The following is a 23,751-nucleotide window of genomic DNA, read 5'->3' as shown; positions in this document are numbered from 1 at the left end:
GCAAATTTTGTATAGTGCCAACTGTCCGGGTCATCAATTTTTTTTTGCATTAAAAAGCCCCCAAGTTTTGAACCTTGGGGGTCTGAATCATGCCGTTGCTGTTAAAACTTAGGCTTCACCGGGAACGATGAAGATCGGCATTCTGCAGGAAGCCACCATGGCACGGGTGGAACTACCAAAGACCAATGAACTAATGCGGCCTTTGCCGTGCGAACCCATTACAACCATGTTGAGATTTTCATCGGCGTAGTGGGTAAGTGTCGTTTGTAGCGAACCGCGTAACTCAACAGGTTTGGCTTTAAGGCCCGCCGCTTTCAATTGAGCCAGAGGTGACTCAACAGCGTTGGTGTACTCTTTCTGTTCGTATTTGGGTAAGAGTTTGTCGAGCTCAAGCACGCCCTTGTCCAGAAGTTCTGACGGAACCGTTTCCTCATCCGCGTGAACATAAATGACTTCAAAGGAAGCATCGGTGCCGAACAAATCTTTATTCTGAACCGCAAATTTTGTGCAAAGATCGCCAAAACCTGAGCCGTCAACCGCGATGCCGATCTTAAGATTTTCATCTTTAGGGGTGTAATGTTCACGGCATACGAGAACAGGGCAGGTAGCCCGGGCGATTGTGCCCAAAGAGACAGAACCTAAATAAAGATTCTTTAAAGCGCTTAAACCTCGAGCGCCCATCACAATAAGGTCTGCGCCGATTTCACGGGCATAGCTTGCGATAACCTTGGCCGGGTGGCCGATCTTACTGGTCTTAATGACATTTTCAGGCAACGTCGCGATATCTTCAGCCATGTCTTCAAATACCGCCTTGATTTTGTCATCGTAGTACCAAGACTGAATATCAAAGTCCCCTTCTTCCATTGGATGCTCAATATAAGGTTTTTGCACGTAGAGCAACTCAATCTGCGGTTTTTGATTTTCAAGCCAGGATTTTCTGCTTGTTACAAAACGAATCGCTTCTCGGCAGTCTGCACCACCGTCAATAGGAATCAATACACGCATAAAACACTCCGTATATGAACAATAAACCCTTTAAACTCAATAAGTTATGTGGAGATATTGAGTCGTTTCTTTCTTAATTTCAGTGTACGCCGATTCCGTGTTTACGAGTAAGGGTAAACGCTAATTATTGATAAAAGGCAAAGAAAAGATAGAGCCCCTTGCGACAAAATCGCTTGGGGCTCGTGAGAAGGCTTTGCTAAATAACAAAACCATTATTGTTTAGACATTGGGCACCACCAAAATCGGCAAATTGGTCGCCGCAATCATGGCACGGGTGGAGCTACCGAACACGAGTGAGCGAAGCGCGCCTTTACCGTGCGTACCCATGACCATCACATCGAGATGTTCGTCAGCGTATTTCGGAAGAACGTCTTCGGGATTGCCGATAAGTTTCACAGCTTTGACCGGAACGCCTGCGATATCGAACTTTTCAACCGGAGACTTCACGGAGGCTTCAAATTCGAGTCCTTGGATTTCTTCCCAGGTCATTTGAGGCGGAATCGGGCCTTCGTTGACAAAGTCCGGCGCGTAAAGCGGATCGTCCGGCACCACATTAATGATTTCAAATGTCGCGTCCTTGCCGAAGAAGTGACGGTGGGCGATCAAATAGTCCGCGCACTTGGGGCCAAAGGGAGAGTCGTCAACGGACAGGCCCACATGCAGACCGGAAGGTTTCACTTCAGTCGTTTGACGGAAAACAAGCACCGGGCACTTGGAAGAGGCAATTGTAGCCAGCGACACAGAACCTAAATAGAGGTTTTGCAGTGCACTTAATCCGCGAGCGCCCATGACGATCAAGTCGGCCTTTTGTTCATTAGCGTATTGCGGAATAACTTGAGCGGGATGCCCCACCAGGGAAGTCTTTTTCACGTCCCCGGGAATTGCATCAATTTCTTCACGCATGCCGGACCACACGGCCTTGGAACGCGCTTCGTAATACGCTCCCATGTCAAACTCGGCTTGCTCCGTGGCCCGTTCCACTATCGGTTTTTGGACATAAACGAGTTCAACTTCCGGTTTTTCTTGTTCAAACCATTCTTTTTTCGAGGCAATGAATCGAATCGCTTCACGGCAGTCTCTACCGCCATCAACAGGAACTATCACACGCATAAATCCATTCTCCATGTTATGTTTGTTTATTTCGGAGGGATTGCAAAAAATTCTTTAAATTCAACAAGTTGATAATTTTGAATTTTTGCCTCTGTCCTTAATTCCAGTGTACTCCGATACGAGGCGTTCAGAGCAACTTTTTTCATGGGCAAAGATTCAGGGAAAAAGCGCTAAAAGTAAGGAAAAAGCCTTGAAAATCAGGGTGAAAAGCGATTTTGTTCGGACTATAATTAAACCTTTCTTTGACTTATAACAAGCGAATAATCATGCAAGATTTGTCCCAGATCATTGCCCAAGCGCAGAGTGCTTTTGCCGAGGCGACGACGCCCGCTGCTCTGGAAGACGCGAAGGCTAAATTTTTAGGGAAAACCGGTTCTATTACGGTTTTAATGAAAGGTCTCTCAAAACTCACGCACGAAGAAAAGCGTGAAATGGGACAAGCGTTGGGAAGCGCAAAGCGCGCCATCGAACAAGCGCTCGAAGCTCGTCGTGAAGAATTGGCCAATGAAAAGTTGGCGGCAAGACTGGCTGCTGAAGCCTTGGACGTAACCTTACCCGGTCGTAAATATCCGCAAGGCGGCGTGCATCCGGTCATCATGACGCAGATGCGTATTGAAGAAATCTTCCGTTCGATTGGTTTTGATGTGGCCGACGGTCCTGAAATCGAAACGGACTGGTATTCATTTACGGCCTTGAATAATCCGCCCAATCATCCGGCTCGCTCCATGCAGGATACGTTCTACGTGGACATGAAGGATGAAACGGGTAAGCTCTTGCCCCTTCGTCCGCACACTTCGCCCATGCAAGTGCGTTATGCCCGCACCCACACGCCCCCGATTAAAGTGTTGGCTCCGGGGCGCACCTACCGTGTTGACAGCGATGCTACCCACTCGCCGATGTTTCATCAGGTCGAAGGTCTTTGGATTGACACCGATGTCAGTTTCTCTGACTTAAAGGGCGTGTACACCGATTTCTTGCGTCAATTCTTTGAAACGGATGAATTGAAGGTTCGTTTCCGCCCGAGCTACTTCCCGTTTACGGAACCGTCCGTGGAAGTGGACATGATGTTTACAAGCGGCCCGAAGAAAGGCCGTTGGTTGGAAATTTCGGGCGCCGGCGAAGTTCACCCGAATGTGGTCCGTAACTACGGTTTGGATCCAGAACGCTACATCGGTTTTGCGTTCGGTTCCGGTCTTGAACGCTTGACCATGTTGCGTTACGGAATTGACGATTTGCGTCTTTTCTTTGAAGGCGATTTGCGCTTTTTGAAGCAATTCAATCGTTAATGGCTCAACAATTTAAAAAGAGAAAACAAGATGTTATTTTCTGAAAGCTGGTTACGTTCCTACATTAATCCGGATCTGACGACGGACGAATTGTGTGAAGCCATGACGATGGCAGGGCTTGAAGTCGAAGAGGTAAGCTCGGTTGCTCCGGCCTTCTCAGGCGTTGTGGTGGCCCGAGTGCTCTCCGTTAAAGATCATGAAAATTCCGATCACTTGCATATTTGCCAAGTCGATGTTGGCGATGGCGGTGAACCCCTGCAGATTGTGTGCGGTGCGCCCAATGTGCGTGAAGGCATCTTGGTGCCGTGTGCCAAGATCGGCGCAGTTTTGCCGGGTAACTTCACGATTAAGAAGGCCAAGATGCGCGGTGAGGTCTCCATGGGGATGCTTTGCTCGGCTCGTGAATTGGGAATCACGGAAGATCACACCGGTTTGTGGATTTTGCCTGATGATCTGACGGTGGGTGAAGATATTCGCACGGCTTGCCATTTGGATGACAAAAAGATTGAAATCAAATTAACGCCGAATCGCGGTGACGCTCTTTCTTTAATCGGTGTGGCAAGAGACTTGCATGCCATTACGGGTGCACCTCTGACGTTGCCTGAAATGCCTGAGGTGCCCGCCAACTCCGACACGAAGATTGATATCAAGATCAAAGCACCGGATTTGTGCGGCCGTTACACAACGCGTCGTATTGATAACCTCAATATCCATGCTCCAACGCCGCAATGGATGAAGGATCGTTTGGAAAGAAGCGGTCAGCGCAGTATTTCTGCCCTGGTGGATATCTCCAACTACGTGATGTTGGAAACTGGTATCCCGACCCACTTTAGCGATGCTCAAAAGATCGCGGGCGGTGCTTATACGGTTCGTTGGGGTAAGCCCGGCGAAAAAATTGAGCTCTTAAACGGTCAGACGGTGGATGTGGATCCTGAATTGGGTGTTATTTGTGACGCCAATGGCCCGAAGGTGCTTGCCGGCATCATGGGTGGTGAAGACACCAAGGTGACCGATGAAACGACTTGTATTTCTATCGAGTCGGCTTTCTGGCATCAAAAGGCAATCCAAGGCCGTTGCCGTCGCCTGAATTTCTCAACGGATGCAGCCTACCGTTATGAACGCGGTGTGGACTTCGGTCAAACAGAGAAGGTTTTAAATTACATCACGCGTTTGGTGACGGAAATTTGCGGAACAGAAACGACGGCCATTGGCCCTGTCATTGATGCCGTGACTGTTTTGCCTGAACGCCATGAGGTGAAGATGCGTGCCGATCGCGCTCGTAAGGTGATCGGTATGGACATCGATACGGCCACGATGGCTGAATGCTTTAAGCGCTTGGGCTTTGAATTTACGCTTGAAGACGATGTCTTTAGCGTTAAGGCTCCGACCTATCGCTTTGATATCGAAATCGAAGAAGATTTGATTGAAGAAGTGGCGCGCTTGGTGGGTTACGAAAAACTGCCCGATCAACCGCCGATGGCTCGTGCCTATATGCACACGCGTCCTGAAGGTATGCGTAGCGTGCATAGTCTTCGAATGAAGTTGGCTGACTTGGGCTATCAAGAACTCATCAATTTCAGCTTTGTGCCTCGTGAATGGGAAAAAGATTTCGCCGGCAACGATCAGCCGATCGAACTCTTAAACCCGATCGCAAGCCAATTGTCGGTTATGCGCACGCAAATGGTGGGCGGCTTGGTTGATATTTTGAAATACAACTTAAACCGCAAGGTAACGAGCGCCAAACTTTTTGAAGTCGGCCGTATTTTCCGTCGTGATGAATCGGTGGTGACAACGGAACATTCCGTCAAGGGTGTTGATCAGCCGGTTCGCATTGCGGGTCTTCTTTACGGTGACGCCATGGGTGAACAGTGGGCCGTGCCTGCACGCTTGGCTGATTTCTTTGATGCCAAGGGTGATGTGGAACGCTTGATTGCCCCGCTTGAAGCTTCGTTTGTGGCAAAGAGCTTCCCGGCTTTGCACCCGGGTCGCAGCGCGGCGATTATGCTCGACGGTAAGGAAATCGGTTTTGTGGGTGAATTGCATCCGAAACTTCAGCAGACCTACGGTTTGCCGCATGCGCCGATTGTCTTTGAATTGGATGTCGCTTCCATTTTGCATAAGTCTGTACCGTGGCACACGCCTGTGAGCAAGTTCCAACCCATCTCGCGAGACGTGAGCGTGGTGGTGCCGCATGGCGTAACCTTCATGGCGCTGCAAAAGGTTGTTGCTCAAGCGGCTCAAACGGATAAGCGTTTGGCAGGCTTTGTCTCGCTTGATCTCTTTGACCTTTACCACAAGGCTGCCGATGCTGATAAGCCCGCTGAAGTGAGCATGGCATTCCGCCTGACAATTCAGCCTGAAGACGAAAACTACTCGGGTGAAGACGCAGAGGCCGCGTTGGCTGCTGTGGTGGAAGCACTCGCCACTCAAGGTGCGGTGTTGCGTCAGTAAAGGCTGTTGCTAGAAGCAACTCCTAACTCCAAGGCCTTTCATTTTTGGGAGGCCTTGGTTAGTTTAAAACAGAAAAAGAGCTGAAAAATCAAAGGAAAATCATTTCTTTGGTACAATGCTCGCATTGAAAAAATCACGATTAAAGAGAGAGCAAGATGGAAACGAAAACCATGACGAAAGCCGACTTGGTGGAGATGCTTTTTAACCGCATGGGAATGAATAAACGCGATGCCAAGGATATGGTGGATGCGTTTTTTGATGAAATCCGCGCGGCGCTTGAAAGCGGTCGCACCGTGAAGCTTTCCGGATTCGGCAATTTCCAATTGCGCGATAAGGCCCAACGCCCCGGTCGAAATCCGAAGACAGGCGAAGAAATCGCGATTACGGCGCGCCGCGTGGTGACCTTTCATGCCAGTCAGAAATTGAAAGAAGCGGTCGCCAAGACCCACCCCTCTTTGCGCGAAACCACTAACCTTTAATGCTTCGGGAGGACCATTATGGCTTCTGAAGAACCGGTACGCATGCTCGAGGGCGACACGAAAGACTTCGAGCTCACCGAATTGGATGGCCCGGAAGAAGAACTTCTGGGTCGCTATCTGCCGATCGGTGATGTGGCCAAATCAATCGGCGTGAATCCGTCCGTGCTGCGTTTCTGGGAGCAAGAGTTCCCGCAGTTGCGCCCGACCAAAAGGGGCAACCGTCGTTACTACTGTTCGGAAGACGTGGCGCTGATTCGCACCATTCAGCATTTGCTCTATGAAGAGCACTACACGATTTTGGGCGCTCGCAATAAGATCCATGAGTTGCAGATTCAAAATAAGGTAAAAGGTATTTTGGATGAGAAGGCCAGCGCTCCTTTGCAGACTAAGCCTGAAAAGCCCGCTTTGGATTTGGCGGCAGCGCTTGCAGAATTAAAAGCCATTCGTGCTATTTTGGATTCGCCCGCCCTGGAGGAGTCCCGTCGCCAGGAGCAACAGGCCAAGGAGAAAGCCGAACGTGACGCGGTAGAAAATTTCGCCTTGGTATCGGAAGATTTAAACGAGCTTCTGGCGAGAGAGGCAGAAGAAGAGGCTAGGAATGCTGAGGCTCAGGAAGAAGTCCAAGAGCAGCAAGAAGAAGTCACGGCGCCTCATTCGTACGACTTGGGAGCCATTGGTGTGGATAGTGAGGATTTCTTGCAGCCTAGTCCCAAGATCGGCGACATGAAGATTACTTCAGAAGAAAAGCCAGAAGAAGTCCAGAAAGCGGAAAAGCCCAAGGTGGATACGTCGCATTTAGTCGTACCGCCTTTGCCCGGAGAGCGTCAGGGTTTTACGGTCGGCATGAAAGTGCCGAAGAACCATGACCAGTCGCTCATTTATACTTCTCCCATGATGTGGAAGAAGAAATAACCGAGCGATTGTGGAGCAGTTTGCCAAAAAGGATGGGATTGTGTAATATTCCCATCCTTACGTCGGGGCGTAGCGCAGCCTGGTAGCGCACTTGCATGGGGTGCAAGGGGTCGCGAGTTCGAATCCCGCCGCCCCGACCATTGGATTCAAAAAGAGAGATCGGTTCGCCGGTCTCTTTTCATTTTTAATTTCCCAAATGCTGTGTACACTGATATCCGATTTCAGGGCAAGTCACTTCTTTCTCACTTACCTCAAAAATTTCCCCACTTAGTGGGAAAGAAAACTAACCTAGAAACTGTGATTAGAGAAAAATTTCCTGTACATCAGACAAGAAGTCCCATCCTTTATCGGTGGTGACGAAACGATTCAACGGCTGTGGCATTAGGCCTAAAGATTGGGCTTTGGCAATGCCAGGTTGGATATCATCTAGACTCAGGGCGGTTCGCTCACTCAATAGATCTAAAGGAGCCCCCTCACGAAGTCTCAGAACATTTAACATAAATTCAAAAGCTTGTTCTTCTTTGGCAACCACTCTTTCATGTGCTACTGCACTGTCTTTTATGGCGTGCTTTATGTAGCTTTCCGGCTGCATAAAACGAGCTTCTCGGACAATGGTGCCATCTTTCAGTGTGACTTTACTGTGCGCGCCGGCGCCGCACGCTAAGTAATCCCCAAATTGCCAGTAATTGAGATTGTGACGGCAACGTTTACCGGGCTTGGCATAACCTGAGACTTCATAGTGTTCGAAACCGGCCGTCTCTAAACTGGATGCGACCAAGTCTTGCATCTGATAAATCACATCAGGATCAGGAATCTTGTCCGGAATGTGTTTGGCGAAAACGGTGTTGGGCTCAAGTGTTAATTGGTAAAAGGATAAATGGGTACTTTGGGCGGCAATAGCTTCGTTAAGCTCAAATTTAAGCTCTTCAAGCGTTTGGCCGGGCAAGGCAAACATCACGTCCAAATTGAAGTTTTCAAACGATTCCTGAGCGATTTTGATGGCTTTGTGGGCATCTTCACTATTGTGGATACGTCCTAACCGTTTTAAAAGCTCATCATTGAAGCTTTGAATTCCCATTGAAAGACGATTAATGCCGATTGATCGGTAGGCTTTAAAGTGCGCCGTATCGACTGTTCCGGGATTGGCTTCCAGGGTAATTTCAACGTCTGACGCGACTTTAAGAAGAGAAAAAACAGTCTCTAGGAAACGTTCCAACTCTTGAGGAGCAATAAGAGAAGGTGTTCCTCCGCCGATGAAGATACTGATGAGTTCACGATTTTGTGCATAGGCGATGGAGTGCTTTAAATCGTGAATTAAGGCATCAATGTACTGATGGGACGGATCGTATGAAGAGGTGAGGGCGTGAGAATTAAAGTCACAATAAGGACACTTTCTCACGCACCACGGCCAGTGCACATAAAGAGAGAGCGGAATATCGGCGCTTCTCATAAAGCCCAGCGCTTTTTCATTTCTTCAATGAGTTTTACCATCGCAATGCCTCGATGGCTCACCGCATTTTTTTCGTCCGCCGTTAATTCTGCGGCGGTTTTCCCCACTTGCGGCAAAAGGAAATAGGGATCATAGCCAAAACCGCCTTCTCCGCGAGGAGAATCAATGACTTCGCCATACCAACGGCCTTCAGCGATGATAGGTTCTGGATCTTCCGCACTGCGTACAGCGACCAATACACAGGTGTAGTGAGCACCGCGATCGGAAACACCTTTTAGTTTTTCAACAAGCAATGCGTTATTGCGCTGATCATCACCCGGCTCTCCTGCAAAACGCGCAGAATGAACGCCGGGGGCGCCGCCTAATGCATTGACACAGATGCCGGAATCGTCCGCAATGGCGGGAAGTCCCGTGAGTTTGGCGGCGTGGCGCGCTTTGGCTAGGCAGTTTTCAAGAAATGTCCCATAAGGTTCTTCTGCCGCCGGAATATTGAATTCGCCCTGAGGGTGTACCTCGACATTTAAGGGTGACAAAAGTCTGTTGAATTCACGAAGTTTGCCCTTGTTGTTGCTGGCCAAAACGATTTTCATGGATTTGTCCTTTTTTAAGCAGTCAAAGCGGCTTTTTGCAGTTCAATAATTTGAGCGATCGCGGATTTAGCTAACGCGGTCATTTGAGCCATTTCGTTTTCAGTGAAGGGTTCGCCTTCGGCAGTGCCTTGAATTTCAACAAAGCGCCCGTCACTAGTCATCACAAAATTCATGTCCGTTTCGCTGTTACTATCTTCCGGGTAATCAAGGTCGATAACCGGAACGCCTTCAAAAATACCGGCACTGATGGCGGCCACATGACCCTTGATCGGATTTTCAGTAATTTGGCCTTTGGTAAGCATTGCTTGAACAGCCAAAGCGAGTGCGAGCCAAGCCCCTGAAATAGAGGCACAGCGCGTGCCTCCGTCGGCTTGAATCACGTCACAGTCCAATTGAATGGTAAAACCAGCCATTTTTGTACGATCCACAACGGCACGCAATGCGCGCCCAATGAGGCGCTGAATTTCTTGGGTTCTGCCGGATTGCTTGCCTTTAGCGGCTTCTCGGTCGCTGCGCGTGTGTGTCGCGCGAGGCAAAAGACCGTATTCAGCCGTAACCCATCCTTCGGGCTTATCTTTTAAAAATTTCGGCGTGCCTTCAATGACGGAGGCCGTGCAAATCACTTTGGTATCACCCACTTCCACTAAAACAGAACCTTCCGCGTGTTTGGTGTAGTGGGTGGTAAAGCGCACAGGGCGCATTTCGTCAGGTTTACGATGAGAGGGACGTTCAAACATGGTTTAAATCCTCACAAAGAAAAATTTAGGAATCTTTTTCGCGCCTTTTGAGTCTGGGCTCAAAAAGCATGGAGCCGCCCATAGCCTCAGTCCATGGCCCTTGAACATTGCTTTGAGGCTGCCAGTGCTGGGCGGCGTCGTTGCTAACAAAAAAACCTTTTTCTGTTTGGGCAAAAAGTTTGTCACCTCGGCCGTCTAATGCTACAAACATGCCGAGGTCTTTGCTGAGGTAGCGGGGATGCCAGAATTTTCCTTCTTGGCTAGCGACATAAATGCCTTTTTCGCAGGCGGCAAAGAGTTTTCCTTGAAAATTAAGCAGTGAAAAGAAGTGCCCGCAAGTGCTCCCGTCATACTTCAAACGCCAGCGAACACCGGAGGAAGCCTGAAAGATTGCATCGTTTGTGCAGGCATAAAGCATATTGTCAAAGCTTTCAATATCAACAAATTCTCCGCCTTTTCGTTGGGGACTGATTTGAACAAATTGGGGAGTATCGGGTTGTGTGCTGTAAATGCCCGTATCGGTGACTAAAAAGAGTTCTCCTCGGTGAAAGGTCAAACCTCGAAAAGTTCCCAGAGGGTGCGTTTCATCTTCATAAAAGATAGACCACGTTTGTCTGAAGTCGTGGCTGATTTCGACACGGTTAAAAAGATAGTTGAGTCGAAAGGAAGCTTCTGGGGCGTCAATTACTAAGGGCATTGTTCTTATTTCCAAATACGTATCGATTGATTGTAAAGCAAAGGCAGAATACAGCAAAAACTATACGAAAGGCACTGCAATTCGTGACTGAAAGGATGAAAGATTGTTTTAATGATAGAAAAAATGACTCTAAAAATTCTTAAAAGGCTATAACTCATAAAAATCAATGAATTAAAAAGATCTGTCAAATTTCATTTCCTCATTTGATCAAAATTTTGTTGTGAAAAAGATACAGAGATTTGAAGTAATCGTCTAGTAAATTTGACAGATCGGGGGGGGGGTGGTAGGAAAATTTCAGACAGCAAAGCGAATGTCTTATTTGCTTTCAAATTCCTATAAAGACATCTTTCTTTGAAGAAGGAAAATCTATCATGAAAAAGACTTTAGCTGCTGTTGCTGTCTTGGGCGCTTTTGCAGGTTCTGCTCTGGCTGCCGATGTTACCCTATACGGTCGCGTGAATCTTGGCGTGCACTATGCTCATAGTGATGTGAGTGGTTCTGCTGATGAAACAGAGAATGTTTCTTCTGATAATTGGGGTCTCCGCTCTGGTGATGCTACGGGTTCCCGTTTTGGTATCAAGGGTGAAGAACAAATTTCCGACGGTTTAACGGTTGGTTTCCAATTGGAACAGGGCTTTAACGCTGATGATGGTGCCGAATCTGATTCTTCTAAGGCATTCTCTCGTGAATCCCGTCTTTATGTTAAAACCGATTACGGTACGTTGCACATGGGCCGTTTTGGTGCTTTAGATTCTGGTACGGGTTCTGTTGACGTCGCCGCTGGTTTCTCTGCTTCTGGAACGGGTTATGGTGACAACATTGTCGACCAAAGCCGTGTCTTGAAGACCTACAGCCGTTTAGATAACTCAATTGCTTACACCTCTCCCGAATTTGCTGGTGTGAAGTTCCACGCTATGGCTTCTTTGGGTCAAAGCGACTATGTGTCCAAGGGTGAATGGGTTGAATACGACGGTGAAGAATCCTCTCATGAAGTAGATCGTTACTACGGTTTAGGTGTGACTGGCCAATGGGGTGCCTTGGGTGCTGGTTTGGTCGTAAGTCGTATGGATTTGGGTAGCGATCAAAGCAAGATGATTGGTAAAGATCTTAATAAGACCTATTATGACGCTGACGACACGTTGAATGTTACCGCTGCTGTGAACTATGACTTCGGTGTCACAAAGGTCTTCTTGGCTGCCAACTACTACGACCAAGGCGAAGCATCTCCCACGTTGGACTACTCTCAATGGGGTGTTAGCTTGAGCGCTGCTACGCCGATCGCTTCCGGTACGTTAGAAACCGCAGTTGGCTATAGCGTTGGTACGAATGACCTCGCTGCTGCTGGTACCGATGATGAAATCAAGGTCTTCAACATTGGTGCTTACTACAAGTACCCGTTGAGCAAACGTACCTATGTTTATGCAGGTGCTGGCTATGATCAAGAAGAAGAATACGGTGTGAAGACCAAGACGACAGAAGTCATGACTGGTTTAGCTCACTACTTCTAATTTAGAAAGTCTTCTAATCTGGATTAGACAGTTTCCTACTACCTCCTGTCTGATTTAGAGTTAGTTGTGGAGCGGATTCAGGAGCTGAAAGGTTTCTGGATCCGCTTTTTGTTGTAAAAAAACAACTATATATTTTTAAATATTTTTTTATAAATACTTAATAAATTCAATTAGATAGTTTTATTCTGGGTTGTGAAGGACATAAGAGACGCTAAATAAGCAAAGACCCAAATTGTTTGACTTAGTTCTTTAATGCGAGCAAAAATGCAATTCAAGCAGAAGGAATTCTGCGTTTTCCTCTAGAGGAAAAACAATTTGTTTTTTCATATAAAAAGGTAGTAATTATGAAAAAGACTTTAGCTGCAGTCGCCGTGCTCGGCGCATTTGCCGGCTCCGCTCTCGCTGCCGACGTTACTCTTTATGGTAAGGTTGACCTCGGTCTCCAATATGTCAATTCCAACTCTGACCAGATTGTTGGTAATGCCGAAGGCGGTTATGACATTGAAAATATCAAATCTGACAAGATGGCTGTCAAGTCCGGAGGCAATTCTGGCTCTCGTTGGGGTATGAAGGGTTCAGAACAAATTTCTGAGGGTTTGACGGTTGGCTTCCAATTGGAAGGCGGCTTTAATGCTGATGACGGTAAACAGGCCCAAAACGGCGGTGTCTTCAGCCGTGAATCTCGTCTCTATGTTCAAACCGATTTCGGCGAACTCGCTTTCGGTCGTATGGGTGGCTTGGAATCTGGTTCTGGTTCTTACGACATCATTTCTAAGGGTTTTGCGATGTCTACGGGCTGGGGTGATTCCATCGGTAAGACCGGCAACATCTTCCTCGGTCAAAGCGATCGTTTTGACAATATGATCACTTATAAGTCTCCGACATTTGCTGGCGTGACCGTCTACGCTCAGGCTTCCTTGCAAAAGACATCTAATACCAAGGAAGTAGAAGGTTCAAGTGACACCGATCGTTACTATGCCTTGGGTGCTACGGGTAACTGGGGTGCTTTGAGCAGTGCGTTGACGTTTAGCACAACGGATTACAGCCGCACTTGGGTCAATGATGTTGAGAATAACGGCGCTGGTACTAAGGCCGAAGGTCGTGAAGACATGTCCAAGGTTGTGACGGGCTATGTGGCTTATGACTTTGGTATGGTGAAGCCGATGTTGTCCGCTCAATACTTCGACGATGTCAAGGGTGTGTCTTGGGATATGAGTGATGGACTTGAGGACACATTAGGTGAGACCTTGGGTAATTACTCTAAGAAGGGTTATGGCGTCATGTTAGGTGCTACGGCTCCGTTGGCTGGTGGTACCGCTTACGCAATGGTTGGTTACAACGATTTTGAAGCGACAGAAGATCTTCAAATGTTCGGCGCTAAAGCCGAATTTGACACAATCAACTTCGGCATCGGTTACCAATATCCGTTGAGCAAGCGTACGTACGTGTACACGGCTGCTGGTTATACCAAGCTTAGCGGTGAATTTAAGGCCGATGGTGAAAAGGATGATTTAGGCACCAAGACGACTGAAGTCGTTGCCGGTATCGTCCACAACTTCTAATCTGATTGCGTAAGTTTTAACTTACTAAATTAGTTAAAAGTTTGGCCCTGATGGTTATTCCATTAGGGCCTTTTAGCATCTATTTTCAGAGAATTTGTTATTAAAAGCAGATAATATTAGACAATCGGTAAAAACGAGTTTTAGCGAAGGAATCAGAATTCACGTTCTCAAAACTATCAGTCCAAGAGCTATTAAATGAGTTATGTACGTATATAGAATCCGCTCAAATCAAAACTAAAGTAGGCAACGTTAATGTCCCATCCGTTATGCAAACCATTTGTGCATTTGCTAACGAGCCTGGACAAGGTGGGGGTTATCTATTATTAGGTGTTTCAGAACAAGATAAACATTTTGTTGTGACAGGAGTGGATGATGTTGATCACCTGTTGCAAGAATTGAGTAACAATTGTCGAACGCAATTTGAAAGACCATTAACGATCGAAGCAAGTGTAGAAACATTACAAGGCAGAAACGTAATTGTTGTTTATGTTCCTGAGTTGCTTCCCGCCTCCAAGCCTTGTGTTTTTGAAGGGAAGTTTCACAAAGCTAATAAAAAGAAAACAGGGATTTGGAGAAGAGGTCCCAACGGCGATTACGAATGTTCTCAAGAAGAATTAGAACCAATTCTGTTGGCTAAAACTGGGAAAAGCTTTGAAGAAGTTATTTTTGATGATGCGGAGTTCGAGGATATTGATCCTCAGTTAATCGATCTTTACCGAAAACTTAGGGCGAAGAAAAACCCACAAGCTTCAGAATTGTCACTCAGTGATTTTGAGCTGTTGCGCATTTTACGACTCGTTCGAAAAAACGATAAAAATCAGTGGCAACCCAATGTTGCTTGTCTTTTGCTTTTTGGGTCTCAGGTGGCTTTGAGACGATTGATGCCAATGGAGCGGGTGGACTTTATTCGTATTGTGGGAACGCGTTGGATTGAAGATCCGAATAGTCGTTTTAGTTCTCTTGATTTCCGAGAATCGCTTTTAACTCTGATTCCCAAGGTCGAAGCAGCGGTTTTAGATACATTATTAAAACAGTTCCAACTGCAAGAAGGTGAATTGCAACGAACCGATGTTCCAGTATTACCGCAAAGGGTTGTGCGTGAAGCGATTGTGAACGCAGTGATGCACCGCGATTATCGAGTACACAGCCCGACTCAAGTAGTTCGCTATAGTGATCGAATCGAAATTTATAATGCCGGCTACTCTTTAAAGCCTGTGGAAGAATTGGGCACAGGAGCTTCAGAACTTCGAAATCCTATCCTAGCATCAATTTTGTATGACTTAAGTTTTGCGGAAACAAAAGGCTCCGGTATTCGAACAATCCGCACCCTTCTTAGAGAAGCTAATTTAGAGGAACCAAGCTTTGTTTCAAACGTTACCGGTAATTCGTTCCGGGCAACCTACTCATTAAATCAGCTTATGAGCAAAGAAGATTTGCTTTGGTTAGGTCAGTTTAAAGGCTATGAGTTAAACGATAACGAAGCAAGAGCGCTTTTGATCGCTAAAAACTTAGGTGCGGTCAATAATGCAACTCTTCGAGAGGATACCAATCTGGATACTTTGCAAGCTAGTCATGTTTTACAACGACTTGGTAATGAATATGATCTGCTAGTTAAGCATGGAGCAGGCACGGCGACTACATACACCCTAAATTGGACTCGACTTCAAGCAATCGGTTTCAAAACTGAAACACCACACCTCAGTGCTGAAACACCGCACCTCGAAATGGAAGATGCCTTGCGTCAGGCTGTTGAAAATTTGGGGTACCGTCCAAGAAAAGATAAAATTTTTAGTGTGATTATCAATTTGTGTTTACTTAAGCCTCAGACCAAGAAGAATTAATGCAAAAACTGGATAAAGGCGAACAGTTAATTCGAAAGTACTTAAAAGAGCTTCGTGAGAAAGGAATAGTCGAATACGTTTATCCTGAGCTGCCCAACCATCCAAATCAGGCTTATAGAGTGACTGAATACGGTAAGAAATGGATCGAGAATTCAAACGAGTGAAGAACAAGTTGCTATACTTAACGCCCATTATTGATTAACAACAATTTGTTTTAAAAGAACAAATTCTCTTTTGTGCAACGGATGTAAACCGTGACCGCGAAAAAAATTTATCTTCGCAGCTTTGGCTGCCAAATGAACGAGTACGACTCTGAAAAAATTGTTGACTTAATGGTTGCCAATGGCTACGAGCGTACAGAAAAAGTCGACGAGGCTGACCTCGTTGTTTTAAACACCTGCTCCATTCGTGAAAAGTCTCAGGAGAAAGTATTCTCTGAATTGGGACGCATTCGCGATGCTAAGAAAGAAGCCCACAAAGACGATATGTTGATCGCTGTGGGCGGTTGCGTCGCAAGCCAAGAAGGCAAAAAGATTTTGTCTCGTGCTCCCTATGTGGATATTGTCTTTGGGCCACAGACTTTGCATCGGTTGCCTGCGATGGTTCAAAAGGTTGAAGAAACGCATCGCCCGCAGGTGGATATTCGATTCCCCGAAATTGAAAAGTTTGACCACCTGGCTGAACCTCAAGCCCGAGGCGCTACAGCATTTGTCTCCATCATGGAAGGCTGCAGTAAGTATTGTTCTTACTGCGTGGTGCCTTATACGCGCGGTGAGGAAATCTCCCGTCCCATGGCAGACGTTTTAATTGAAGTGGCAAAACTTGCCGCGCAAGGCGTCAAAGAAGTGACGCTTTTGGGACAAAACGTTAATGCCTATCGGGGTTTAACACCAGATGGAGATATTGCGGACTTTGCGATGCTCTTGGAATACGTGGCTGAAATTGATGGTATTGAGCGCATTCGCTATACCACCTCCCACCCCAAAGAATTCACGCAGCGCTTAATTGATGCCTACGGCAAGATTGACAAACTGGTTAACCACGTGCATTTGCCTGTACAGTCGGGCTCTGACAAGATTCTTGCCGCCATGAAGCGCGGCTACACAGTCTTGGAATACAAGTCCATCATTAAACGTTTGAAAGCTGTGCGTCCCGATATCTCGATTGCAACGGATATCATTGTTGGCTTCCCCGGAGAGACTGAAGAAGATTTCCAAGCGACCTTAAAACTCATGGACGATGTGGGTTTTGATGCGAGTTTTTCTTTTGTTTATAGCCGTCGTCCCGGTACCCCTGCAGCTTATCTTAAGGACGACACCCCGCAGGAGGTTAAACTCAAGCGCCTTCAGATTTTGCAGGCTAAAAACGATGCCAAGGCAACCGAGATTGCTCAATCCATGTTGGGAACCGTGCAGCGTGTTTTAGTGATCGGCCCGTCTCGGCGTGGTCGCGGCATGATGGCCGCCCGCACGGACAATAACCGTATTGTGAATTTTGTGGGCGATGAGTCATTAACCGATACAATGGTCAATGTCAGGATTACGGAAGTCAATCCCCACACACTTTTGGGTGAAAAGGTATAAGAAATCAAGATGGCTCTTGAAGAAAAGGTATTGTCGCTGAATTTGGATTTGAGCAATACGGCGTTGGCAAGTCTTGTCGGGCCGATGGACGCCAATCTTCGCCAAATTGAGGTGATTTTGGATGTCTCCATTTCACGCCGCAACAATCAGTTCCGAATTGCCGGCGAGCAGGAAAAGGCTCGAGAAGCACTAAATGCTTTAGAGACGCTGGCGCACCGTGCGGAAAATTCGTCCGAAGAACTCACAACCGATGATGTGCAGCTCTTTTTTGTCGGAGAAAACGCTAAAAAAGTAGACGGTGATTCACCCACGTCTCCCGTGTTGCACACGAAGCGTCGCGAGCTTCAAGGCAGAACGCCTCGTCAAAATGACTATATCCAAGCCATTTTGGATAATGACATTGCCTTTGGGATTGGCCCTGCAGGTACGGGTAAAACGTACTTAGCCGTGGCGGCAGCGGTGGACGCTTATGAACGAGACCGTGTGGAACGTATCATTTTGACGCGCCCCGCGGTGGAGGCCGGTGAACGCTTGGGCTTTTTGCCGGGCGACCTTTCTCAAAAGGTTGATCCTTATCTGCGGCCGCTTTACGATGCGCTTTTTGATTTGTTGGGTTTTGATAAAACTCAGCGCTTGCTTGAAAGGCAGACCATTGAAATTGCGCCTTTGGCCTATATGAGAGGTCGCACGCTTAACAACGCTTTTGTCATTTTGGATGAAGCGCAAAATACGACGCCAGAGCAAATGAAGATGTTCTTAACCCGTATTGGGTTTGGCTCTAAAGCGGTGATTACGGGTGACGTCACACAGATTGACCTGCCCAGAGGAACGCGTTCCGGGTTGGTCGAAGCTCAAAATGTATTAAGTGGCGTCAGAGGGATCGCAATGACTTACTTTACGGCTTCTGACGTTGTGCGTCATCCCCTTGTCGCGCGCATTGTAGAGGCGTACGCTAAGGCTGATGAGCGAAGACACTTGGCAAAACTTGCCAAAGAGGAAAACGAATAACATGTCCAAATTGAAACTTAAGCTCAATATTTTTGAGCACGGCGAATTCAAGCTTCCTTCCAAAAAGAAGATGAAAAAATGGGTGAAGGCAGCGATTGAACGGGACACGGAATTAAACGTCATGTTTGTGGGCGAAGAAGAGGGGCGTGAGATGAACGCTCAATATCGCCACAAGGATTACGCAACGAATGTCCTGACCTTTGACTATCAGCATGAGCCGGTTGCTATTGCAGATCTCGCTATTTGTGTGCCTGTTCTTATTAAAGAGGCTAAAAATCAGAATAAGTCCTTTGATGAGCATCTGGCTCACTTGCTTATTCACGGGACGTTGCATGCGCATGGTTACGATCACATGGAATATAACGAAGCCAATGTGATGGAAGACAAAGAAATCGGCGCGCTTTTAAAGCTTGGCTTTGATAACCCATATGAAGACCGGATTTTGCTGACCGGTAAAAAGAAGAAATTTCACTTCAAAAAATAAATTTAGATTTATCTTGGGTGAGTTAACGGTTTAGTTTGGCAGGTCGCTTTCTGAGTGGCCTGTTTTCTTTTTGGCTCAGGTAGAGGTTGGGCAGCACGATCGCTTCAGTCTCGCCCGTTTCTTTGTTGTTCCATGCCACAATAAAATTGATTTCAGCGCGATTAGGGAAATAACCCATTTGACGATATCTCAGGAGTTTTTCTTGGAATGCCTTTGATAGGAAGGCGCATGCACAAATTTGGCCATTGAGCTTGGTCGTAAATAGCTTATTCTTAAGAAATAAAATTTGACCGCTACGAAGCTGACAGAGCTCTTCTTTTTTCCCGGAAACAAATCCTAAGTTAACGTCGGCAAGAGAGAGATTCAAAACAATCTCGGAGGGCTTGTCATAATGCTTTCTGTCCTCAATTCGGTTAAGACTTTCCGTTTTGATAGAACCAAAAAGTGTGCCACTGTGGTGGATGTAAAGTGAATTTTTAGCGCGGGTCATGCCGACATATAACTTGCGTCGCTCTTCATCCGTGTCATCCACCACGTTGTCAAGAAACATATGGACGGTACCAAATTCGTGACCTTTGGCTTTGTGGATGGTTGAGACAAAAATTTTCCCCTGATCATTATCAAACGTATCTTCCAGTTGAGACTCGCGAACAAACTCTTCAAAATCAGAAAAATAAATTTCTCTTGGCGTAACGCTTTCGAAAAGCTGGATTAGGCGCAGACAATTGGGTAAAAGCCGGCTTTGATGGAATCGAGACTGTAGAGCGACCTTAGCAAAATTCCATAATCGACGACTAACAATAGGATCTCCTTGAAGGCGTTTTTGAAGGTAGACCAAGAATGAGCGAATCTCCAGAAGATTGTATAAATGAATGTCTCCCCTGCTTTGAATAAGTTTGGCATTAAGTCCTGCTTTTTGCAGAGCATTAAAAATCAAAGCCGCCTCTTCATTGGTGGAAGTCAAAACGGCACAGTCTTTAGTTTCTTTGCTCTCTGAGAGTTCGTCGATAATCGCTTTTTCAAAGTGGTGCCCATGATGGTGAATCAATGTCACTTGTCCGGAAACGTCACGGTGAGCAACAGCTGGTTTCGTTTTCATTCGTGTGGTGATGCTAGAAGCATAGGCATTGGAAAAGTCCACAATATGACGAGCGCTTCTAAAATTCTCCGTAAGCTCGTATTGCATTGCGTCATATTTGGAGAGGAGTTCTCTCATAAACTTGGAATCTGATCCCCTGAAAGCATAAATATTCTGATCATCATCGCCAACGGCAATCACTCTCATGGTTTCATTTCTTTGCATCAGAGCTTCAACCAGAGCAAAGTCGTCTTCACTCATATCTTGGGCTTCATCAATAACCAGAACACTTTTGGTAATTTTGTCTTGTTCTACGTCTCCTTCTCGAATCATTTCAGCGGCTTTTTTAACGACATTATCAGCTTCATTCAGTGTGCCGGGTCGTCCCAAAAGATCGAAGCAGTATGAATGAAAAGTCTTTACTTCGACATAGAAAGCTGCAGAGTGAGTCAAATCAATCAGACGCTGTTTAAATTCCGTGGCAGCCGCCCGAGAAAAGGTCAACATAAGGAGTTGATCCCGTTTGACATCTTCCATGAGCAATAATGCGGCCAATTTATGAACCAGTACCCGAGTCTTGCCGCTTCCGGGGCCAGCCGCAACCACAATGTGCTGAGATGTGTGATCGTTAATAATTGCAAGTTGCTTTTCCGATAAAGAACCGAAAAGTTTTTGATAAAGCTTTTTCGTAATGGTGCGTGACAGATCCGCTTTATTGTCTTTGAAATATTTATTGATGAAAGCTCGGTAGTCCACGTAAAAGTAATCGTGTACGTACTGCAAGGCGGCGTCGTAGTTTTTCAACATCAAGTTGGCAAATTGCCCGACGATATGAATTTGTTGAATTTTCTGTTCATAGTAATCGTCAAGTTGTTGATAGTCTGATCGCTTATATTTTCTGAGGTTACTCAATTCAAGACGGGTAATGGAGAGGCCGTTATAAAGGACTAAAAATCCGCCTTCAATTCGAAGCGCATCAATTTTGGATAGATAGAGCAGCGCATCTTCGACGGCTTTTTGCGTAGCTTTATTTTCAAAAAGGCCGCTTGTTTGACAATACTTTTTTTGAAGTGAAATGACAGAGAAATTAACGGCCAGTCGATCCTGCTGATCTTTTTCAGACTTTTGTTCAGAGGCACGCTCAAAAAGCTCTTTCAAAATGAAGTCGCAAAGCATTGCACGAGCCAAGCATGCGTCGGCTAATTGTTTTGTTTTCTCATTGGTGGTGAACTTGATGTGGTTATTGCCGCAATTAGTAATCTTTTCAAAAAAGCTTTTGATCTTCCAGTAATAAAAGATTGTTCGAATTTTCTTAATACTGGACGATAAGCCCGCTTCCTGCGCTTTGGCATTTAACTCTTTGAGATTGTGGGTACGCTCATCAGTAAAGGGAGAAAGTTCGGTGATGAGGAATTGTTCCAGAGCCGTGAAATTCCTAAGGACATTAAATGATTTCTTTTCGGTGTCAGACTTAAAGATATAAGCCGACATATCCATATCATCACGCAGTAAGTCACCTTCTTTCAAGAGACTGATGATGCGAATGATTTCGCCTTTTTCAATCCCCAAACGGTCTGCCAGATAATCTACTCGGGATTCTGCTTCATCGTTACCAGCCTGAGCGATTGAGTGACTTGAGATAAGCGAGCCAATAATACGTTTAGCGACTTGTCGGTCTGTGTCATTTGTAAAAAGTGGGCAGGCATCAATTTTGGAGTTGGCTTCTATCACGCTTGCGACTTTTAAGCTTGTCGCGTAAATATGAGGAACATTTTGTCCACGTTTGATGTAGCCCGCAAGCTCCAATGTGGCCAAGGCGGTTTTAATGCCGGTTTCCAACTCATGAGACTCTCGATCCCATCCTGCCCAACGGGCTAATTCCAATGCAGAGCATGTCAGCCTGGGGCCTCGTTTGGTGTGATCTTTGATGGCCTTCCAAACTTGCTGAATTTCACTCATGCTCAGTTTCGTTTGATTCAGAAGAAGGAAGTGTTTATTGAGATCATTTTCATTAAAGAGAATGTGACATTCAGCTGAGAGCGCAGGATCACGTCCAGCTCGTCCCGCTTCTTGTACATAGTTTTCAAGAGACGAGGAGATGTCATAGTGGATGACAAGGCCGACATCTTTTTTATCCACCCCCATGCCGAAGGCATTGGTGGCCACCATAATTCTGACTTGATCGCTTAAAAAAGCCTCTTGGTTCTTTGTTTTGTCTTCAGATGCCATTTTGCCGTTATAAGGCAAAGCACTAAATCCATCTTTATTGAGACGCTGGGCTAATTCTTCGGTTGCATCCACCCTTGAGACGTAAACAATCGTCGGACAGCTTTTCTGTTCGATCAACTCCCTTAACTTGGCATACTTTTTATCATCATCTTCTACATGCCAGACAGAATAGTGCAGATTTTCTCGAGCGGCCTGTGAAACGTAGAGTTTTAAATCAAGGTCAAGCTTCTCTTTGAAGTAGTCTCGGATATCTTGTACGACCTTTTGTTTTGCTGTTGCGGTAAAGCATGACACCGGAATACGTATGCCGCCTTTTTTCTCCTGTAATTCTCGGATGAAGTCTCCGATGTAGAGATAATCCACACGGAAATCGTGCCCCCAGGCAGAAAAACAGTGCGCTTCATCAATGACAAAGCGCTCGATATGGCGGGAAAGAAGTGCTTTTTCCAGAGTACGCGAACGTAATTGTTCGGGCGATACATACAAAAGGCTGGCGTTGCCGTTATAAATTTGGTCAAAGTTTTGCGCTCGTTCAATCGGATCCAATAGTCCGTTGATGGTGACTGCATCAGAAATTCCCGCAGCTACCAAATGGTCCACTTGGTCTTTCATGAGAGACTGAAGTGGGCTTAATACGACGGTTAATCCGTGGCAGGCGTCACCGGCCATTAAGGCGGGCAATTGAAAGGTCAGTGATTTTCCGCCTCCGGTGGGGAAAATAGCCAGCAATGACTCTGCGTGCACGGCAGCATCGGCGGCTTTTTCTTGTAGCGGTTCGCCGTTATAGGTCCTAAACTCATCAAAGCCAAAAAAGCGTTTCAGAGCCTGACGAACGTTAAGGTGCGTGTGGCAATAGGAGCACCCTTGCGCGCATGGTGTGAAACGCAGTTGTTTAAAGATTGCCTCAACAGAGGGGAAGTTTTTTAAGACCCAAGCCGGAAATATTGATGTTTTATCATCGGTATTAATGAGTGACAGACAGAAGGCTAACTCTAAAGGCCTTTCTTTAACCAGAGTTTCAATGTCTGCATGAGAGCAAATTTTTCCTTCAAAGTGGTCCTTAATGAAGGGTGCTAAATTTTGAAAATCCGTGTGATAACCGAGATAGTCAAAAAATCCCTCAAAAGCTTCCTGTTTGTTTAATAGCCCATAGAAAATAACCTGCATAAAAGCGGGGAGTGCACGGAATGTTTCAACACTTTCGAGAAAAAGTGTTTGACATTTCTGAGCGTCATTGACGGGATTACAAAGCTCCTCTGTAATGAGCTTTTCATCTTTAACCAAACGGTGGTATGGCTTTTTAGGAAAAAGCAGTGCAGAAAGGTAAAGAGTGTCAATTTTTAGCGGAGTCTTTTTGTGGCCAAAAGGCTTGACCAGTATTTTTTGAAAAAGACTACTAAGGGAAGAACTAAAAAGCGACTTAAGAAGTTTTAAGTCATGGGCGAGAATATTATGACCGCACAGTATATCGGCCCGCTCAAGAAAGTCCCGAAATTTAGAAACTTCCGCGCCGTGAAAGACTGCCCCATCAGTTGAGATGGCGCCTGCATCGTAGAGTCGCTGGTCAGCCTTGGCAAACTCGCAATCAAAAAATACAACACACTTGTCCATGGTTTGCAAAAAATAGCGAACCGATAATGTTTTATTGTAGAGGATTAGCTGATTGACAGTTGATAGAAAGGAAGAACTCATCTTGAATTCTAAATTTCTACAAAATTTGTAGCTACAAAGTTTTTAGCTA

General features: G+C 46.1%; 18 protein-coding genes and 1 tRNA gene. 12 read left to right on the top strand and 7 right to left on the bottom strand.

All coding sequences use genetic code 11. The features are described 5' to 3' along the window. Nucleotides 1-108: 108 nt before the first annotated feature. Both M3080_RS00960 and M3080_RS00955 read right to left on the bottom strand, forming a co-directional pair. Nucleotides 109-1,005, bottom strand: a complete 897-nt coding sequence (locus M3080_RS00960) for a universal stress protein (protein ID WP_249091511.1) — start codon at nt 1,003-1,005, stop codon at nt 109-111. Nucleotides 1,006-1,224: 219 nt separating this feature from the next. Then, nucleotides 1,225-2,115 carry a universal stress protein gene (locus tag M3080_RS00955; RefSeq protein ID WP_249091510.1) on the bottom strand — a complete coding sequence of 297 codons (891 nt, stop codon included), beginning with the start codon at nt 2,113-2,115 and terminating at the stop codon, nt 1,225-1,227. 266 nt (nt 2,116-2,381) lie between these two features. Here M3080_RS00955 and pheS point away from each other — a divergent pair, with 266 nt between their 5' ends. The 5 genes from pheS to M3080_RS00930 all read left to right on the top strand — a co-directional run bounded on the left by pheS (nt 2,382) and on the right by M3080_RS00930 (nt 7,383). Beyond that, a complete protein-coding gene (pheS, locus tag M3080_RS00950) occupies nt 2,382-3,401 on the top strand; it encodes a phenylalanine--tRNA ligase subunit alpha (RefSeq protein WP_022472503.1) in 1,020 nt (339 codons plus the stop codon). 30 nt (nt 3,402-3,431) lie between these two features. Next, nucleotides 3,432-5,852, top strand: a complete 2,421-nt coding sequence (pheT, locus tag M3080_RS00945; RefSeq protein WP_249091509.1) for a phenylalanine--tRNA ligase subunit beta — start codon at nt 3,432-3,434, stop codon at nt 5,850-5,852. Nucleotides 5,853-6,007: 155 nt separating this feature from the next. Then, nucleotides 6,008-6,331, top strand: coding sequence for an integration host factor subunit alpha (locus tag M3080_RS00940; RefSeq protein ID WP_022472501.1), 324 nt, complete (start codon nt 6,008-6,010; stop codon nt 6,329-6,331). Nucleotides 6,332-6,349: 18 nt separating this feature from the next. Further along, nucleotides 6,350-7,243, top strand: coding sequence for a MerR family transcriptional regulator (locus tag M3080_RS09350; RefSeq protein WP_346429217.1), 894 nt, complete (start codon nt 6,350-6,352; stop codon nt 7,241-7,243). A gap of 63 nt (nt 7,244-7,306) precedes the next feature. Beyond that, nucleotides 7,307-7,383, top strand: a tRNA-Pro gene (locus M3080_RS00930). 161 nt (nt 7,384-7,544) lie between these two features. Here the strand turns inward: M3080_RS00930 and hemW are convergent. Genes hemW through M3080_RS00910 form a run of 4 tightly spaced genes read right to left on the bottom strand, consistent with a single transcriptional unit; the run spans nt 7,545 to nt 10,717 of the window. Continuing rightward, on the bottom strand, nt 7,545-8,693 hold the full coding sequence (gene hemW, locus M3080_RS00925) for a radical SAM family heme chaperone HemW (RefSeq protein WP_249091507.1): 1,149 nt from the start codon (nt 8,691-8,693) through the stop codon (nt 7,545-7,547). Beyond that, complete coding sequence (rdgB, locus tag M3080_RS00920) at nt 8,690-9,283, bottom strand: RdgB/HAM1 family non-canonical purine NTP pyrophosphatase (protein ID WP_249091506.1); 594 nt, start codon at nt 9,281-9,283, stop codon at nt 8,690-8,692. The genes hemW and rdgB overlap by 4 nt, the downstream gene beginning before the upstream one ends. Before the next feature lie 14 nt (nt 9,284-9,297). After that, nucleotides 9,298-10,020 (bottom strand): ribonuclease PH, encoded by a 723-nt coding sequence (rph, locus tag M3080_RS00915; protein ID WP_249091505.1) that lies wholly within the window; start codon nt 10,018-10,020, stop codon nt 9,298-9,300. A 25-nt stretch (nt 10,021-10,045) separates the two neighbouring features. Next, the gene (locus M3080_RS00910) at nt 10,046-10,717 is read right to left on the bottom strand and encodes a hypothetical protein (protein ID WP_249091504.1); all 672 of its coding nucleotides are present in this window, start codon (nt 10,715-10,717) and stop codon (nt 10,046-10,048) included. A gap of 371 nt (nt 10,718-11,088) precedes the next feature. Here M3080_RS00910 and M3080_RS00905 point away from each other — a divergent pair, with 371 nt between their 5' ends. The 7 genes from M3080_RS00905 (at nt 11,089) to ybeY (ending at nt 18,703) form a co-directional block, all read left to right on the top strand. After that, on the top strand, nt 11,089-12,225 hold the full coding sequence (locus M3080_RS00905; protein WP_249091503.1) for a porin: 1,137 nt from the start codon (nt 11,089-11,091) through the stop codon (nt 12,223-12,225). A 344-nt stretch (nt 12,226-12,569) separates the two neighbouring features. After that, nucleotides 12,570-13,787: a porin gene (locus M3080_RS00900; RefSeq protein WP_249091502.1), complete on the top strand. Its 1,218-nt coding sequence runs from the start codon at nt 12,570-12,572 to the stop codon at nt 13,785-13,787. Between the two features lie 212 nt (nt 13,788-13,999). Beyond that, nucleotides 14,000-15,628, top strand: a complete 1,629-nt coding sequence (locus M3080_RS09345) for an ATP-binding protein (RefSeq protein WP_346429221.1) — start codon at nt 14,000-14,002, stop codon at nt 15,626-15,628. Then, a complete protein-coding gene (locus M3080_RS00890) occupies nt 15,628-15,792 on the top strand; it encodes a Fic family protein (protein WP_249091500.1) in 165 nt (54 codons plus the stop codon). The genes M3080_RS09345 and M3080_RS00890 overlap by 1 nt, the downstream gene beginning before the upstream one ends. Before the next feature lie 90 nt (nt 15,793-15,882). Next, nucleotides 15,883-17,211 (top strand): tRNA (N6-isopentenyl adenosine(37)-C2)-methylthiotransferase MiaB, encoded by a 1,329-nt coding sequence (gene miaB, locus M3080_RS00885; RefSeq protein ID WP_346429216.1) that lies wholly within the window; start codon nt 15,883-15,885, stop codon nt 17,209-17,211. A 9-nt stretch (nt 17,212-17,220) separates the two neighbouring features. After that, nucleotides 17,221-18,219: a PhoH family protein gene (locus M3080_RS00880; RefSeq protein WP_249091499.1), complete on the top strand. Its 999-nt coding sequence runs from the start codon at nt 17,221-17,223 to the stop codon at nt 18,217-18,219. A 1-nt stretch (nt 18,220) separates the two neighbouring features. After that, a complete protein-coding gene (ybeY, locus tag M3080_RS00875) occupies nt 18,221-18,703 on the top strand; it encodes an rRNA maturation RNase YbeY (protein ID WP_249091498.1) in 483 nt (160 codons plus the stop codon). Nucleotides 18,704-18,725: 22 nt separating this feature from the next. On the opposite strand, the gene M3080_RS00870 is transcribed toward ybeY, so the two are convergent. Continuing rightward, nucleotides 18,726-23,702: a RecQ family ATP-dependent DNA helicase gene (locus M3080_RS00870; RefSeq protein ID WP_249091497.1), complete on the bottom strand. Its 4,977-nt coding sequence runs from the start codon at nt 23,700-23,702 to the stop codon at nt 18,726-18,728. Nucleotides 23,703-23,751: the final 49 nt, after the last annotated feature.

It is taken from the genome of Parasutterella secunda (assembly GCF_023336895.1).
GTDB classification, from domain to species: Bacteria; Pseudomonadota; Gammaproteobacteria; order Burkholderiales; family Burkholderiaceae_F; genus Aphodousia; species Aphodousia faecalis.
This window is presented reverse-complemented; position numbering and strand designations above follow the sequence as displayed.

Excerpts from the sequence above, each read along its gene's own strand:
- pheT (WP_249091509.1), top strand. The coding sequence starts at position 3,432 with ATGTTATTTTCTGAAAGCTGGTTACGTTCCTACATTAATCCGGATCTG.
- M3080_RS00905 (WP_249091503.1), top strand. The coding sequence starts at position 11,089 with ATGAAAAAGACTTTAGCTGCTGTTGCTGTCTTGGGCGCTTTTGCAGGT.
- rph (WP_249091505.1), bottom strand. The coding sequence starts at position 10,020 with ATGTTTGAACGTCCCTCTCATCGTAAACCTGACGAAATGCGCCCTGTG.
- M3080_RS00890 (WP_249091500.1), top strand. The coding sequence starts at position 15,628 with ATGCAAAAACTGGATAAAGGCGAACAGTTAATTCGAAAGTACTTAAAA.
- M3080_RS00870 (WP_249091497.1), bottom strand. The coding sequence starts at position 23,702 with ATGAGTTCTTCCTTTCTATCAACTGTCAATCAGCTAATCCTCTACAAT.
- M3080_RS09350 (WP_346429217.1), top strand. The coding sequence starts at position 6,350 with ATGGCTTCTGAAGAACCGGTACGCATGCTCGAGGGCGACACGAAAGAC.
- M3080_RS00955 (WP_249091510.1), bottom strand. The coding sequence starts at position 2,115 with ATGCGTGTGATAGTTCCTGTTGATGGCGGTAGAGACTGCCGTGAAGCG.
- rdgB (WP_249091506.1), bottom strand. The coding sequence starts at position 9,283 with ATGAAAATCGTTTTGGCCAGCAACAACAAGGGCAAACTTCGTGAATTC.
- M3080_RS00960 (WP_249091511.1), bottom strand. The coding sequence starts at position 1,005 with ATGCGTGTATTGATTCCTATTGACGGTGGTGCAGACTGCCGAGAAGCG.
- M3080_RS00940 (WP_022472501.1), top strand. The coding sequence starts at position 6,008 with ATGGAAACGAAAACCATGACGAAAGCCGACTTGGTGGAGATGCTTTTT.
- ybeY (WP_249091498.1), top strand. The coding sequence starts at position 18,221 with ATGTCCAAATTGAAACTTAAGCTCAATATTTTTGAGCACGGCGAATTC.
- M3080_RS00900 (WP_249091502.1), top strand. The coding sequence starts at position 12,570 with ATGAAAAAGACTTTAGCTGCAGTCGCCGTGCTCGGCGCATTTGCCGGC.
- pheS (WP_022472503.1), top strand. The coding sequence starts at position 2,382 with ATGCAAGATTTGTCCCAGATCATTGCCCAAGCGCAGAGTGCTTTTGCC.
- M3080_RS00880 (WP_249091499.1), top strand. The coding sequence starts at position 17,221 with ATGGCTCTTGAAGAAAAGGTATTGTCGCTGAATTTGGATTTGAGCAAT.
- M3080_RS00910 (WP_249091504.1), bottom strand. The coding sequence starts at position 10,717 with ATGCCCTTAGTAATTGACGCCCCAGAAGCTTCCTTTCGACTCAACTAT.
- hemW (WP_249091507.1), bottom strand. The coding sequence starts at position 8,693 with ATGAGAAGCGCCGATATTCCGCTCTCTCTTTATGTGCACTGGCCGTGG.